We start from the raw sequence: 15616 nt of genomic DNA on the forward strand, positions 1-15616 counted from the left end.
CGGCCCGATCTCTGGCGGGGGCCGCTGCGAAAGCGTATCTATATCGCACTTTCCGCGCCCGCTTCAAGGCCGCCCCACGGCGCGGGGCATGGCCCCCTCCTGAACGTGACGGGTTTCGCAATGAGTGCGCGACCGCCGGGCGGACGCTGCGTTGCAGTATGGCAGGGAGGCGCGCGACCGGCGTTGCCGCTACCATCAACGCCTTGCCTGACAGGTGCGACCATGCCGTTGAACGTCATCGTGGTGATGGACCCCATCGCCCACATCAAGATCGCCAAGGACACCACCTTCGCCATGCTGCTGGAAGCCCAGCGCCGCGGCCATGCCCTGCACTACGTGCGGCCGGGGGGACTGGCCCTGGAAGGTGGCGTGGCGGTGGCCCAGACCGCGCCGCTGCAGGTGCGCGACGACCCGGCCGGCTGGTATGAGCTGGGTGAGTTCAGCCGTACCGAGTTCGGACCCGGCCAGATCGTGCTGATGCGCAAGGACCCGCCGGTCGACGCCGAGTACATCTACGACACCCAGGTGCTGGACGTGGCCGCCGCTGCCGGTGCCTGCGTGGTCAACAACCCGCAGGGCCTGCGCGACTACAACGAGAAGCTGGCTGCCCTGCTGTTCCCGCAGTGCTGCCCGCCGACCCTGGTCAGCCGCGATGCCAAGGCACTGAAGGCCTTCGCCCTCGAACACGGCCAGGCCGTGCTGAAGCCGCTGGACGGCATGGGCGGCCGCTCGATTTTCCGCAGCGGCCAGGGCGATCCGAACCTGAACGTGATTTTGGAGACACTGACCGACGGCGGCCGCAAGCTGGCGCTGGCCCAGAAATTCATTCCCGACATCAGCGCCGGCGACAAGCGCATCCTGCTGGTCGACGGCGAACCGGTCGATTACTGCCTGGCGCGCATTCCCCAGGGTGACGAGTTCCGCGGCAACCTGGCGGCCGGGGGCCGTGGCGAAGGGCGCCCGTTGAGCGAGCGTGACCGCTGGATCGCCGGCCAGGTCGGCCCGGAGATGAAGCGTCGTGGCATGCGCTTCGTCGGCCTGGACGTGATCGGCGATTACCTGACCGAGGTCAACGTGACCAGCCCGACCTGCGTGCGCGAGCTCGACGCGCAGTACGGCCTGAACATTGCCGGCACCCTGTTCGACGCGCTCGAGGCCGGCCTGCGCTGATGCCGTCCGCACCTGCCGTTCTGCCCCCGCCGCCACGCGAAGCGCAACGGCTGGGGGCCACCATCGCACTGTCGGTGCTGGTCCACGCCCTGCTGATCCTGGGCGTGGGCTTCGCCGTGAAAGGCGATGCTCCGCTGGTGCCGACGCTGGAAGTGATCTTCAGCCAGACGCGCACCGCACTGACGCCAAAGCAGGCTGATTTCCTGGCCGCCGCCAACCAGGAAGGCGGTGGCGAGCACGACCGCGCACAGCGTCCGCGCGACAACCAGGCCGGCATCGTGCCGCAGGCGCAATCCGGACTCAGCCCGGTTCCCCAGCAACAGCAATCGGCCGCGCCGGTTCCGCCGCCGCAGGCACGGGTGGTCAGCAGCCGCAATGGGGAGGACACCGTGGCGCAGGCGCAGTCCCGTCCAACGCCGGAACAGCCTGAGCCGGATGCGCCGCTGAGCGCGCGCGAGCAGCGTGATGCCGAGATGGCGCGGCTGGCGGCCGAGGTGCATCTGCGCTCGGCGCAGTACGCCAAGCGCCCGAACCGCAAGTTCGTGTCGGCCAGCACGCGCGAATATGCCTACGCCAATTACCTGCGCGCCTGGGTCGACCGCGCCGAGCGCGTCGGCAACCTGAACTACCCGGACGAGGCCCGGCAGCGCCGGCTCGGCGGCCAGGTGGTGATCAGCGTCGGCGTGCGCCGCGATGGCAGCGTGGAAAGCAGCCGGATCCTGCGTTCAAGCGGGACGCCGTTGCTGGATGAGGCGGCGCTGCGGGTGGTGCAGCTGGCGCAGCCGTTCCCGCCGCTGCCGAAGACCGAGGACGAGATCGACATCCTGCAGGTCACCCGTACCTGGGTGTTCCTGCCGGGTGGCACCCTGCACGACGACCGGTAGGGGTTTGTTGCCCGGGCCTGCGGCCCGGGACCCGCTGAAAGGCTAGAGCAACGGCAACAGCAACAGCAACAGCGGCGGTTGGTGTACTGAAGCGTGGCGAGGCGGTGTCGGGCGGCGGGGACGCCGCAAGTACGTCCGTGTAGGCTTAGCCGCGGCATCCATGCCGCGGATACCCCGCCGCCCGACACCGCCCCGCCTCTGACAGATCACGGCGCACCATTGCTTGGGTAGGTGTCGACCTTGGTCGACACACATCCACGCCACGCGTGGATGCGAGCGAAGCGATCCGCTTTTGACTTTGATTTTCTTTTGATTTTCCGTGGCGGACGCACACGGAAACTGTCAGAGGTCGGGCGGGGTGGGTTCGCGGGGGTATCCGCACCATGGATGCCGCGGCCAAGCCCCCATGGGTGAGGGCGCTTCGCTTGCGAAGCATTGCTTCGCAAGCGCCCGAACGCCCAGCCGCCAGCGGCTGGGCCGGACTGGGGGTTCACGGCGTCCCCCGCGAACCCACCCCGCCCGGCCAAGCGCGGCTTTTGGTTTATGCGATCAACCAACCCCGCCACGAGGGGCTCAGCCGTTGGCCTTCGCCTTCGCCTCGCGCGCGGCCTGCTGCTCGACCAGGGTCAATGCCACGTTGTCGCGCAGGTACGCCGGCTCGACCTTCTCCGGTGCAATCGCCTCGCCACGCGCGAACGCCGGCACCGCCAGTGCCAGCACGTCCGACGCCCGCGGCAATGCCGCGGCATCAAAACCGCGCAGGCCACTGCCCAACTGTGCCACCAGCGCGCCGTCGCCCGCGCCGAAACCGGTACCGACACCGTAGGCCGACATTCCTTCCGGCAACGTCACCACGGAGGGCGCGCAGACGCGCTCGGCATCGCGCGCGACCGGCAGGCCGTCGACGCGTTCGAAGCGCGCGACGTAGAGTTCACCCATCCGGGCATCGATTGCCGACAGGATCTGCGTTTCTTCCACCGGTGCCCGCAGCGCCAGCACCTGCAGCGTCGAAACCGGCAGTAGCGGGCGGTCCAACGCCAACGCGATGCCCTGGGCGATGGCGATCGCCAGGCGCACACCGGTGAACGCCCCCGGGCCGCGACTGAGCGCGATGCCGTCGAGCTGGCGACGGCCGATGCCGGCTTCGGCGAGCAGCGCCTCGGCCCATGGCAGGCTCAGGTCGGCATGCCGGCGCGGGGCGATCTCGAAGCGTTCCAGCACCTGCCCATCGACATGCAGTGCAACGGAGCAGGCTTCGGTGGCGGTTTCAAAGGCGAGCAGTTTCATCAGATCAGGTCAGAACAGGGGGAACGTGGCACCGGGAGCCGGCTCCGGGCCCGGCGCGACAGCGGCCGGGTCAGCCGGATCAGCCGGATCATCAGCCACGGGCCCCCATTGTGGCGTAAAGAAGGCCTGCACATCGGCCAGGCTGCGGGTGCGGCGGAAGGGTGGCAGTGAATCCAGGAAGACCCGGCCATAGCCACGGTTGAGCAGGCGCGGATCGCACAGGACCAGCACGCCACGGTCGCTTTCGCTGCGGATCAGGCGACCGACACCCTGCTTCAGTGCGATCACCGCCTGCGGCAACTGTTCGTCGCGGAACGGATTGCCGCCCTGGCTGCGGATCGCCTCCAGGCGTGCCTCGTACACCGGATCGTCCGGTGCCGCGAACGGCAGCTTGTCGATCATCACCACGCTCAGCGCTTCGCCGACCACGTCCACGCCCTCGCGGAAACTGGCCGAGCCCAGCAGCACGCCATTGCCCGATTCACGGAAGCGCTGCAGCAGCGTCGCGCGCGGTGCCTCACCCTGCACGAACAACGGCCATGGCCCGTCGCGCAGTGCCTCGGCGGCCTCGCGCAATGCACGGTGCGAGGCGAACAACAGGAATGCCCTGCCCTGCGATGCCTGCAGCACCGGCCGAAGGGTCTGGATCAGCGCGGTTCCGAAGCCCCGTGCGGCCGGATCAGGCAGGCCTTCCGGCAGGTAGCACAACGCCTGCTCGGGCCAGTTGAACGGACTCGGCTGGACCAGGGTATGCGGATCGTCCAGGCCCAAGCGCGTGGCGATGTGGTCGAATCCATTGCCCACGGTCAGCGTGGCCGAGGTGAAGATCCATGCCGCGCGGCTGCGCTCGCGATGCTCGCGCAGCGGGCCGGACACATCCATCGGCGTGCGCTGGCAGCGGAAACCCCGCGGCGTGAGCTCGTACCAGAGCACATCGGCGGCACTGGCGTGGTCCGCCGGATCGGTATCGAAATCCAGGGTGGGTTCATCATCGCCCAGCCAGCGCTGCAACCGCGACACCGCCTCGCGCGCCCGCGCATGGCAGGCGTCCAGACCCGCCGCCGATTCGCGCAGCGGCTGAAGGCCCTGCTCCAGTGCCACCAGGCCGGCCATCACCGTATCGAAGCCGTCGCGGACCTGTGGCATGGCCAGCGCACGCCACTGCGTACCACGCGGCGGCAGCCCCTCCATCGCCGAACGCAACGCCAGCAACGCCTGTTGCAACTGGTCGACCGGCTCCTGCAGCGCCGATTGTGCGCCCCCTACGCCGCGCGCTTCAGCCAGGCAGTCGCGACCCAGTTCCTGCCATGGGCGCATGCCGAAACCTTCGCCGAAGAACTGCGCTGCCAGTTCGGGCAGCTGGTGTGCCTCGTCGATGACAAAGGCCTGCGCCCCCGGCAGCAACTCGCCGAAGCCGTCCTGTTTCAGTGCCAGATCGGCCAGCAGCAGGTGGTGGTTGACCACCACCACGTCGGCGGCCTGCGCACGCTGCCGTGCGCGCACCACGAAGCAGTCGTCCCAGAATGGGCAATCGGTGCCCAGACAATTGTCGACAGTGGAGGTGACCATTGGCAGCAGCGGCGAGTCATCGGCCAGGCCCTCCAGCTCGGCGATGTCACCGAACTCCGAGCGGCCGGACCACGCCAGGATGCGCTGGAACTGCGCGGCCTGTTCGGGACTGGAAAACCGCGGCTCGCCCCGCGCCTGCTGCAGTCGATAGCGGCACAGGTAGTTCGCGCGCCCCTTCAGCAGCGCGCTGCGCAGGCCGACGCCCAGCGCCTGGCGCACGCGCGGCAGATCGCGGTGGTAGAGCTGGTCCTGCAGCGCGCGGGTACCGGTGGAGATGATGGTGCGCAGCCCGGACAGCAGCACCGGCACCAGATAGGCGAAGGTCTTGCCGGTGCCGGTACCGGCCTCGGCCAGCAGCAGGTCCCGCTGCTGCAGCGCATCGGCAATGGCAGCGGTCAGGTGCAGCTGTGCCGGACGCGGGACGAAGGCATCCAGATGCGAGGCGAGCGCGCCGCCTTCGCTGAGGGCTTCGCGGCTGGCATGGAGAAGGTCGGACATCAGAGGGAAAGGATACCCGGCAGGGCGCTGCCCGGCACCCGTTTCAAGCCAGAGCGCAGGCAAAAGCAACAGCAACAGCGTGGTTCATGGCTCTGGGTTGCTGCGTGTTTGGCGGGGCGGGAGGGGCAGGCAGGACACGCCGTAAACCCGTCCATGGGGGCTCGATGGCGCCATCCATGGCGCCAACGGTCCTGCCTGCCCCTCCCGCCCCGCCTTCGACAGTTTCCCGGTGACGGATGGACGTGCTTCGTGGCGTCGCGCTTGCTCGACTGATTCAGAAGCGGTGGGTCGAACGGAAACAAGAAGGGGTCGGAGCCGTTTTCCTGCGGAAAACGGATCCGACCCCACAACGAGTGCGCGCAGGGCGCGACCCGCTTTTGATTTTCTTTTTCTTTTCCGTGGCTGGACGCACACGGGAACTGTCAGAGGCCGGGCGGGGTGGGTTCGCGGGGGTGTCCGCGGCATGGATGCCGCGGCTAAGCCCCCAGGGACGGGTTCACGGCGTCCCCCGCGAACCCACCCCGCCCGGCCAAGCGCGGCTTTTGCTTTACTCGGCCAAGCAGCCAGCCACGAGGGGCTGTGCCGTTGGCTGAAAACTCAGTAACGCTTGATCCCCGGCACTGTGCAGCCCTCAATCTGCGCATGCGCCGACACCGCATTCTCCTTCTCGCCCCGCGCCAGCCGCGACTGCTCGATCGTCGCCCAGTGCCGGCGGCACAGCGGCCCGGTCTTCGAGCCCAGATCCACGGCCTTGCGCGCGAACGTCTCCGCCTGTGCCCACTGCCCCTGCAGCAGCGCCAGTTCGGCACGCTCCTGCAGCACCGCCGGGTCACCGGCCACGATCTCCAGCGCGTGATCCAGGCTGCTGGCGGCACCGGCGAGGTCGTTGGCCTGGCGCTGCGCCTGTGCGGCCAGCCTCAGGTCTTCCACCTGCGAATCACGCAGCGGCTGCACCGACAGTTCCTTGTCGTCCGGACCCGCTGCAGCATCCACGGCCGCCAGGCGCTGCGCCGGCGTGGTGGTGTCGACCGGTTTGACTACCGGCGGCGCGCTGCTCACGCAGGCGGCCAGGGCCAGGCTTAGGCCGGTCAGGGCCAGGGGCTGCAGCAGGGTACGCATGTTCATCGGCATCATCGGCTCGGGGGAGAAGGGGTGGCGGCAGGTTCGGCGGGTGCTTCCGGCTTGCGGTCCAGGCCGAACCAGCTGCGCCAGCCACCGCCCTCGCCTTCAGCCTCGCCCTGCCCCTCGGGCGACGCGGCCGGCGCGCACGGCGCATAGGCAGGCGCATAGCCCACCACGAACGGGAAACGGCGCGCGCCGGGGCAGCCTTCATCGGTGCTGTTGAGACCGGTGGGAGCCACCGGCTGCCAATCCAGGCCCTTGTTGCTGACCCGCAATGGCGCACTCGGCAGGCGCTGGAAGATGCCCGACCAGACCCGCATCGCGCCAGTGGCGCCATACAGGCCGGCCTGCTGGTTCTGATCGTTGCCGATCCAGATCACCGCCAGGTGGTCGCCGGTGTAGCCGGCATACCAGCTGTCACGGCCATCGTTGGTGGTGCCGGTCTTGCCGGCTGGCTGCAGACGGCCGAGGCCATCAGCATTGAGCCGCTGCGCGGTACCGCTGGCGACGACCTGCTGCAGGCCGACACTGATCAGGTTGGCGGCAATCGAATCGCCTTCCTGTGCCGGTGCCGGGGTCTTGTCGTAGCGCTTGAGCAGCTTGCCCTGCGGATCGAGCACGCCACGCACGGCGTGCAACGGCTGGATCTCACCACCGGACGCGAGGAACTGGTACAGCTGCGCCATCGCATACGGGCTCTGGTCGGTCGAGCCGAGGATCACCGCCGGATTGGCCTCGGCCTTGATGCCGGCCAGCACATGGATCAGCTGGGTCACGCGCTCGGGGCCGACCTGCATGCCCAAGCGCACCGTCGCCTGGTTGTACGAATGCGCCAGCGCATCGATCAGGCGCACCGTGCCGTGGCTGCGGTTGTCGGCGTTGCCGGGGCTCCAGTTGCGGCCGCGGCCGAGCTGCACCGTCACCGGCGAATCATCGACCCAGCTGGCCAGCGAATAGCGGTCAGGCTGCGCCAGGGCCAGCAGGTACACGAACGGCTTGAGCAGCGAACCGACCGGGCGCTGCGCCTCGATCGCACGATTGAAGCCGACCTCGGACACCTCACGGCTGCCGATCACCGCCAGCACGTCGCCGTTGTGCACGTCGGTCAGCACCATGCCGGCCTGCAGCTCAGGGCGACGCTGGCTTTCCAGCGACTTGATGGTGCGGGTCACCGCGCCTTCGGCATAGGCCTGCGCGGACGGCGACATGCCGGTCATCACGCTCAGGCCCGCGCCCTGCAGCGCAGATTCCGGATAGTCATGCGCAAGCTGCCGGCGGACCAGGTCGACGTAGGCGGGGAAGCGGTTGGCAGCCACCAGGCCCGGTGTCTTGGGCACGCCCAGCGGAGCCTTCAGCGCGCGCTGGTACTCGGCATCGTCGATCAGCGTGGCGTCGTGCAGCTTGCCCAGCACGAAGTTGCGGCGATCCAGCGCGCGTTCCGGGTTGCGCCGCGGGTCGTAGAAGGACGGCCCCTTGACCAGGCCGATCAGCAGGGCGATCTGCTCGGTCTCCAGCGACTGCAGGTCACGCCCGAACCAGAATTCGGCGCCGGAGGACATGCCATGGATCGCCTGGCTGCCGCGCTGGCCCAGGTACACCTGGTTGAGATACGCCTCGAAAATCGTGCGCTTGTCGTAGCGCGCTTCCATGATCAGCGCGTACAGCACCTCATTGAACTTGCGGGTGAGCGTCTGTTCCTTGCCGATGCCAAGCAGGCCGCTGCGGGCCAGCTGCTGGGTGAGCGTCGAAGCGCCCTGGCGGCTCTGGCCACCGGAACGGATCGTCACCCACACCGCGCGCGCGATGCCTGACAGGTCGATGCCGTGATGGCGGTTGAAGTCCTTGTCTTCCACTGCCTGCAGGCCGGTCACCAGCAGGTCCGGCGCCTCGTCCATGCGGATCAGGCGGCGTTCTTCCTGCTTCTGGCCGTACAGCGTGGCGATGCGCGCCGGATCCAGCCGCGCGGCCTTCAGTGCCTTGCGGCTGTCGGCGTCGCGCAGCGAGGCCACGCCGCCATCGGCCAGCGACAGCTCCACCCGGCGCGGCGCCACCCGGCCATCGACGTCGTTGTAGCCACGACTGGAGATCACAAAGCGACCGCCGTTCACCGCATAGGTGGCCGGCTCCTTGCCCTGCCCGTCATCACGATAGGCGGAGGCGGCCAGTTCGGTCTTCAGCGTGGACGCATCCATCGCCTTGCCGGGGGTGAGCACCAGCGGGCGCGCATACACGCGCGTCGGAATCTGCCAGCGCAGCTCGCCGAAACGCTGGGTCACCTGCTGGTTCAGGTACAGCGTATAGGGAATGAGGAAACCCAATCCCAATGCGACCGCAGCCATGCTCCAGGTGATCAGCCGGCGCCGCCACAGCGGACCGCTGTCCTGCTGGTCGTCGTCGAAATCGTCGATGTCGTCGGAATCGTAGCGTCGGGGCACGGGAATGCGAGAATGTAGGGTCTGGCGAGTCTACCCCAGCCACTGCGGCTGGCGAATTCTCCCGGGTTCCCCTGCTTAAGCTGGAGTTGCAACCGGATGGCGATGTCCCTGGCCGAGATCCGATACCTGATCAACCGCCTGTCGGGCCTGGCCCGCCGGAGCCTGGCAAGCCTGCGCACCCGCGGGTGGCGGGCCACCTGGCAACGCATCCGCGTGCACACCCAGCGCGCCGTTCCCGCGCCGCGCACGCCCCTGTTCCTGCCGCCAGCACAGGCTTTCGCCCCCTTCACGGTGCCGTTCAGCGAGTCGCCGGAGGTGAGCATCGTCATCCCGGTCTACAACCATGTCGGCCACACCCTGGCCTGCCTCCGCGCCCTGGCGGCACACCCGCCCGCAGCCGCGTGCGAGATCCTGGTGGTGGATGACGGCAGCAGCGACGCCACCGCACAGTGGATGCCGCAGGTGGCGGGGTTGCGCTATGAGGTGCGTGCGCACAACGGCGGCTTCATCGAAGCCTGCAACGAGGGTGTATCGCGCGCACGCGGCCGCTACGTGGTGCTGCTCAACAACGATACGGTGCCGCAGCCGGGCTGGCTCGACGCCCTGCTGGACACCTTCGGCAGCGTCCCCGACGCCGGCCTGGTCGGCAGCCAGCTGCTGTATCCCGATGGCCGCCTTCAGGAATCGGGCGGAGTGATCTTCGCCGATGGCAGTGGCTGGAGCTATGGCCGCTTCGAGGCCGCTGACGACCCGCGCTTTGCCAGCCTGCGCGACGTCGACTACTGCTCCGGTGCGGCGCTGATGCTGCCGCGTACCCTCTGGCAGCAGCTGGACGGCTTCGATACCCGCTACAAGCCGGCGTACTACGAGGACACCGACCTGGCCTTCCGCGTGCGTGCACAGGGCCTGCGCGTGCTGGTGCAGCCGGCCAGCCGGGTGATCCACGACGAAGGCACCAGCAACGGCACCGACACCGGCAGCGGGGTTAAGGCCTACCAGGTGCGCAACCAGGCCATCTTTGCCGCTCGCTGGGCCACCGAGCTGGCCCGCCATCCGGCGGTCGGCGCAGTGCCGTCGCCAGCGCTGCTGCTGCGCGGCCGGCGCCAGGTGCTGATCCTGGACGAGGAAGTACCGCAGCCCGATCGCGATTCCGGGTCGCTGCGCCAGGTCAATCTGATCCGCCTGCTGCTGCAGGGCGGTGCCCACGTGGTATTCGTCCCGACCCGGCGCGAGCATGCCGGCGCGGCGACCGAGGCGCTGCAGCGGATGGGCGTGGAAGTCTGGTACGCCCCCTTCCTGGACGGCGTGGCCGGCTGGCTGCGCAGCCATGGGTCGCGTTTCGACGTGGCGATGCTGGTGCGCCACCACGTCGCCCACGAGTGCCTGCCCCTGCTCAAGCGCTATGCGCCGCAGGCACGAACCGTGTTCGACACGGTCGACCTGCACTACCTGCGCGAACGCCGCGGTGCCGAAGTGGCCGGTGATACGGCGCTGCTGCGCGCAGCAGAACGCACCCGCAGCAGTGAATTGGCAGTGATGGAGCAGTGCGACATCACCGTGCTGGTCAGTGCGGCCGAACGGGAGCAGCTGCAGGCCGATGCGCCGCGGGTACGGGTGGAACTGATTTCCAACCTGCACGAGGTTGCCGGCGCCGGCGCCGTCTACGAGCAACGACACGATCTGGTGTTTGTCGGTGGCTTCCGCCATCCGCCGAACCTGGACGGGATGGAGTGGTTCATCGGCGAGGTCTTCGCCCACATCCGCGCCCGGCTGCCGGAGGTACGCCTGCACTGCATCGGCGCCGCGGCGCCGGAATCGTTGCTGGCACTGGCCGCACGCCACCCCGGCGTGCAGATGCACGGCTTCGTCGAGGACATCACGCCCTACATGGACGGCGCGCGCATTGCCATCGCACCGCTGCGGTTCGGTGCCGGCGTAAAAGGCAAGATCAACCTGAGCATGGCCCATGGCCAACCGGTAGTCGGTACCACCTGCGCCGTGGAAGGCATGCACCTGCATCCCGGCCAGGACGTACTGGTAGCCGATGACGCTACCGGTTTCGCCGATGCGGTGGTCCGCCTGTACCAGGACCCGCAGCTGTGGCAGCAGTTGTCCGATGCTGGCCTGGCCAACGTCGCCGAACATTTCTCACTCGAAGCCGCCCGTGCGACCGTGCAGCGGGTGTTCTTCGCCTAGTCCGCCCGTCCACCGGCGCGGCGCAGGCGATCTTCAAACGCCGGCAGTTCGGCCAGATCCGGCTGCAGCAACCGCGCCTGTTCGGCGGCATGCGCGGCGAAGGCCAGGTCACCGTTGCCGAGCCGCTCGCTGCCGATCGCCAGCCAGCGCTGGGCCAACCGCAGCCGCGCCGAGGGCAGTCCGGATGCGGTCGGTGACAGGGTCTGCCAGGCCTGCAGGCAGGCGCCTGCCGCCTGCACGCGGTTCTGCCGCAGATTGTCGTCGAAGCAGCGTCGGCTGGCGGGCAGCAAGCGTGCGGCGGCTGCCTTCACCCGCGCATCGCGGGGAGCCAGCGACTGGGCTTCGCGCAACGCGTCGAACGCGCTGTGCCCGGGTGGGCTGATCCACTGCCCCGCGCGCTCGGCACGTTCGATCTTCCGCAGGTGGTCGCGCAGCTGGCGTTCGCGCTGCGCCGTGCTGACCGCGGGCTGCTGCAGGGCCCGCTGCGCCTGCTGCGCGCGCTGCAGGCGCTGCGCCAGTTGTTGCCGGACTGCCTGCGAAGCCCCCAGCTCCGCCGCCAGGGCCGCATCACGTTGCGCCGCATCGAACTGGAAGTCGTCGGCGGACTTCTGGCTGCGTGCAACCACTGCCTGCAGGGTCTGCTCACGCCCGCGCTGGGCATTGGAATCATCGGCGGCCACCACCAGCACCGCCTGGAAGCCCTTGGCCGCAGCTTCCAGCTGCTGCCGTCGCAACGCACGCTGCGCCTGCCGCAGGCGCCGGTCGGCGGCGCGCGCGAGGGCCTCCTCGCTCGCCGGTAGATCGGCATGACCAGCATCGAACTGACGGGCACGACGCAGGAGCGCGGCCGCCTCGGCCAACTCCCCTCGCTCCGCCAGCGTGCGTGCCTGCAGCAGCAGGTCGCTCAGCGCATCTTCGCGCCCTTCCAGCGCCGGCAGGTTGTCCGGCTGCAGGGCCAGGATGCGCTGGAACAAGGGTAACGCACTGCTGTCGCCGTCATCCAGGCGTCCGGCCGCGAACGCGTTACGCGCCTGTGCCAACAACGCACCAATACCGGCTCCGGCGCTGCGTCGCGCCTGCAACTGGCGGGCAACCGCATCGGCGTCGCCCTGCGGCACCTGCAGCTCACGGGCCAGTGCCAGAGCCTGCGCGCTGCCGTCCAGGTCATCCGCCTGCAGGCGATCGCGCGCCTGTTGCAGCGCTGCCGCGCCGGTATTGGCCAGGCCCTGGCGCGCCTGCGGGCGATCACCGTCCAGCGCCAGCGCCGCCTGGTAGCGCTCGCGCGCACCACTGCCATCGGCATCGCTCAGGCGCCCAGCCGCCAATGCACGATCCCCCTCGGCCAGCAGCTGTTCGATCTGCGGCTCATCCCAGAACCAGTCTGCCAACGGCTTGCGCAGCAGGACCAGCAGCACGAACACGGCCAGCGCTGTGAGCAGCGCCCAGCGCCAGATCCGGCGCGCATGGCGCGCCTGCAGCCACCACCAACGCCCCTCGCGACGGACGCGGTCCAGCGCAGGATGTTCAGCGCCATGCGGGCGATGCGGGGGCTCGCGTTCCATGCGTGCAGGGTAGCCGGGGCAGCGTGAAGCTCAGCCGAGGCGACGCGCCTCGCTCACGCCCGGCAGCGCATCGAGCTTGCCCAGCAGCGTCGACAACTGCCCGTAGTCACTGACCTTCAGGCGCAGCCGAAGGTGGGCACGGCCACTGTTGCGCACGTTGTCACTGTGGATGTCGAGCACGTAGGCGTCTTCCTGGGCGATCAGGTTGGTGATGTCCTTCAGCAGCCAGCGGCGATCGACCGCATCGACCACCACGTCCACCTCGTAGCCGCCCCCGGCCTGGCCCCACTCCACCGGCAGGATGCGCTGCGGGCTGCTGGCCGCCAGCCGGGCCAGCGCGGCGCAGTCTGCACGATGCACGGTGACACCCCGGCTACGGGTCAGGTAGCCGATGATCGGCTCGCCGGCCACCGGCTGGCAGCAGCGTGCCAGCTGCACCAGCAGGTTGCCCACGCCCTGCACGGTGAACTTGGACTTGCCCAGGTTCCCGCGGCGCGCGGTCGGCCGCGGCAGGGCCGGTGCGGGCGCGGGCTGGCTGGCGGCACGCTCCGCCTCCAGCAGCGCACGGCTGACCTGGTTCGGGCCGGTATCGCCCAGAGCCACCTGGATGTACAGGTCATCGACGCTGTCGGCATGGAACTTCTTCGCCGCCACGGCCAGGTCCGCGTGCTGCAGGCCCAGCCGCTTCAGCTCGCGCTCGAGCAGCTCGCGACCGGCCTGCACGTTGCGCGCGCGGTCCAGCTTGTGGAACCAGCTGCGCACCTTTTCGCGCGAGCGGTTGCTGGCCAGGAAGCCGTTGGCCGGCATCAGCCAGTCGCGGCGCGGATCGGCCTCCTTGCCGGTCAGGATCTCGACGCGGTCGCCGCTGCGCAGGCGGTAGGTCAGCGGCACGATGCGGCCGTTGACCTTTGCGCCGCGGCAGCGGTGCCCGACCATGGTATGCACCTGGTAGGCGAAATCGAGCGGCGTGGCGCCCTGCGGCAGGTCCAGCACCTCGTCCTTCGGGCTCAGCGCATAGACCCGGTCCTCGGTCAGCTCGGCATCAAGCGCCCCGGCCAGTTCATTGCCCTGCCCGTCCTGCGCCTGTTCCAGCAACTGGCGCATCCAGGTGATCTTGCGGTCGAAGGACTTCTCCGCACCCTTGCCACCTTCCTTGTACTTCCAGTGCGCGGCCACGCCCAGCTCGGCCTGCGAGTGCATCTCGTGGGTACGGATCTGCACTTCGATGGTGCGCCCTTCCGGGCCGACCACGGCGGTGTGCAGCGAGCGATAGTCATTGGCCTTGGGCCTGGCGATGTAATCATCGAACTCGCTGGGTACCGGTGCCCACAGCGCGTGCACCACGCCCAACGCGGCATAACAGGCGGCGACGTCGTCGACCATCACGCGCACCGCACGGATGTCATACAGCTGGTCGAAGGCCAGCCGCTTCTTCTGCATCTTCCGCCAGATGCTGTAGATGTGCTTCGGGCGGCCGCTGACTTCGGCCTTGATGCCCTGGGCGACCAGCTCGCGCGACAGCACCTTCTTGACGTTCTCGACGTAACGCTCGCGGGCGATGCGGGTTTCATCCACCTCGCGGGCGATGCGGCGGTAGGTTTCCGGTTCCAGGTGGCGGAACGCCAGGTCCTCCAGCTCCCACTTCAGCTGCCAGATGCCCAGCCGATTGGCCAGGGGCGCGTGGATGTCGCGGGTCAGCTGGGCCAGCGCGCGGCGCTGCTCCTCGTCCAGCTTGTCGGCCGCGCGCATCCGCGCCAGCTGCCGTGCCAGCAGGATCGGCACCACGCGCAGGTCGCGGATGATCGCCAGCAGCAGCCGGCGCAGGCCTTCGCTGTTGCGCCCCGCCTCACGGCCGGCGTGCAGCGCCCACACCGGGTCGGCCGCATCCTGGCCATCCAGCAGGCCGATCACCGCCGCCTTGTGGTTGCCCAGCGGCAGCTGGTCCAGGCTGGCGCGCAGGCCCGGCAGGTCGAACAGCAATGCGGCCACCACTGCGCCTTCATCGGCCGAGAGCATCGCCAGCGCATCGAGAGTATCGCCCAGCACCGACCAGGTGGCACGCATCTGGTGCTCGCAATCCGGCGCTTCCCAATGCTCACGCAGGGCCTGGCGCAGCGGAGCAGGCAGCACCGCTGCCGAGGGACGGTTCAACAAGGCATCCAGGCCAGGGACGGAAGCGCGGTTCACAGCATCGAGCAGGCAAGACAGAGGCCCCTACACTAGCGCCGGCGCCGTTCAGGGACAATCACTGCACCCACCATCACCCGGCATGAAGACATGCCGCTACACTCGCCCACACACCCAGGAGAGACCCGCCATGCCTTCGATTGCCCCGCGCGTCCGTCCACGGCTGCTGGCCTGTGCCGCCGTGCTGCTGTCCCTGTCCGCGCCTGCGCTGGCCCAGCGCGTGGTGGAGGACGACCTGCAGCAGCAGATGTCGCCCTCCGAGTTCAAGGCCGCCGGCCTGGACAAGCTCAGTGCCGGTGAACTGGCCACGCTCAACCGCTGGCTGCAGGGCAAGGTCGAGGCGGCCACCACCCAGGCCGTCGCCGCAGCGCGCGAAGAAGGCCGCCAGGAAGTGATCAAGAAGAACCGCGGCTTCCTGGACTTCGGCAACAGCGAACCGATCGAAAGCAACCTGCAGGGCGAATTCCGTGGATTCGGCCAGGGCCGCCGCTACGTGCTGCAGAACGGCCAGGAGTGGGAGCAGATAGACGCCACGCACTATTCCGGTGGCCGCAAGGACGCCCCGGGCGTCAGCATGCGCCCAGGGGTGATGGGCGCCTGGTATATGAAGGTGGACGGGGTGAACGTGCAGCCGAAGGTTCGCCGCACCAAGTAACGCCCGGGCATTCCGGCCATGCCGGCTCCCTGCCCGGCCGGCCACGGTCGC

Annotated in this window: 10 protein-coding genes; 4 read left to right on the plus strand and 6 right to left on the minus strand. The window is 69.0% G+C overall.

What is annotated here, in order from left to right:
* Positions 1-222 precede the first annotated feature (222 nt).
* Together gshB and ACEPA4_RS15305 are read left to right on the plus strand one after the other, a co-directional pair.
* Positions 223-1170, plus strand: coding sequence for a glutathione synthase (gene gshB / locus ACEPA4_RS15300; RefSeq protein ID WP_065196658.1), 948 nt, complete (start codon positions 223-225; stop codon positions 1168-1170).
* Positions 1170-2054: an energy transducer TonB gene (locus tag ACEPA4_RS15305; protein ID WP_065178182.1), complete on the plus strand. Its 885-nt coding sequence runs from the start codon at positions 1170-1172 to the stop codon at positions 2052-2054. The genes gshB and ACEPA4_RS15305 overlap by 1 nt, the downstream gene beginning before the upstream one ends.
* A 573-nt stretch (positions 2055-2627) precedes the next feature.
* Here the strand turns inward: ACEPA4_RS15305 and tsaB are convergent.
* From tsaB to mrcB, 4 genes are all read right to left on the minus strand, one after another.
* Entirely contained in the window at positions 2628-3341 is a 714-nt protein-coding gene (gene tsaB, locus ACEPA4_RS15310) for a tRNA (adenosine(37)-N6)-threonylcarbamoyltransferase complex dimerization subunit type 1 TsaB (protein WP_053501251.1), read from the minus strand.
* A 9-nt stretch (positions 3342-3350) separates the two neighbouring features.
* Entirely contained in the window at positions 3351-5408 is a 2058-nt protein-coding gene (locus tag ACEPA4_RS15315) for an ATP-dependent DNA helicase (protein ID WP_262090289.1), read from the minus strand.
* Positions 5409-6005: 597 nt separating this feature from the next.
* The gene (locus ACEPA4_RS15320) at positions 6006-6542 is read right to left on the minus strand and encodes a hypothetical protein (RefSeq protein WP_050562713.1); all 537 of its coding nucleotides are present in this window, start codon (positions 6540-6542) and stop codon (positions 6006-6008) included.
* Positions 6539-8965: a penicillin-binding protein 1B gene (gene mrcB / locus ACEPA4_RS15325; RefSeq protein ID WP_053500600.1), complete on the minus strand. Its 2427-nt coding sequence runs from the start codon at positions 8963-8965 to the stop codon at positions 6539-6541. The genes ACEPA4_RS15320 and mrcB overlap by 4 nt, the downstream gene beginning before the upstream one ends.
* A 96-nt stretch (positions 8966-9061) precedes the next feature.
* Between mrcB and ACEPA4_RS15330 the strand changes: the two genes are divergently transcribed.
* Positions 9062-11161: a glycosyltransferase gene (locus tag ACEPA4_RS15330; RefSeq protein ID WP_005418463.1), complete on the plus strand. Its 2100-nt coding sequence runs from the start codon at positions 9062-9064 to the stop codon at positions 11159-11161.
* On the opposite strand, the gene ACEPA4_RS15335 is transcribed toward ACEPA4_RS15330, so the two are convergent.
* Complete coding sequence (locus ACEPA4_RS15335) at positions 11158-12723, minus strand: hypothetical protein (RefSeq protein ID WP_065185417.1); 1566 nt, start codon at positions 12721-12723, stop codon at positions 11158-11160. The genes ACEPA4_RS15330 and ACEPA4_RS15335 overlap by 4 nt on opposite strands.
* 30 nt (positions 12724-12753) lie before the next feature.
* Entirely contained in the window at positions 12754-14910 is a 2157-nt protein-coding gene (locus tag ACEPA4_RS15340) for a bifunctional (p)ppGpp synthetase/guanosine-3',5'-bis(diphosphate) 3'-pyrophosphohydrolase (protein ID WP_065178177.1), read from the minus strand.
* Positions 14911-15040: 130 nt separating this feature from the next.
* On the opposite strand from ACEPA4_RS15340, the gene ACEPA4_RS15345 reads away from it, so the two are divergent.
* The gene (locus ACEPA4_RS15345; RefSeq protein ID WP_262090287.1) at positions 15041-15565 is read left to right on the plus strand and encodes a hypothetical protein; all 525 of its coding nucleotides are present in this window, start codon (positions 15041-15043) and stop codon (positions 15563-15565) included.
* Positions 15566-15616: the final 51 nt, after the last annotated feature.

The organism is Stenotrophomonas sp. P2112 (assembly GCF_041897515.1).
GTDB classification, from domain to species: domain Bacteria; phylum Pseudomonadota; class Gammaproteobacteria; order Xanthomonadales; family Xanthomonadaceae; genus Stenotrophomonas; species Stenotrophomonas sepilia.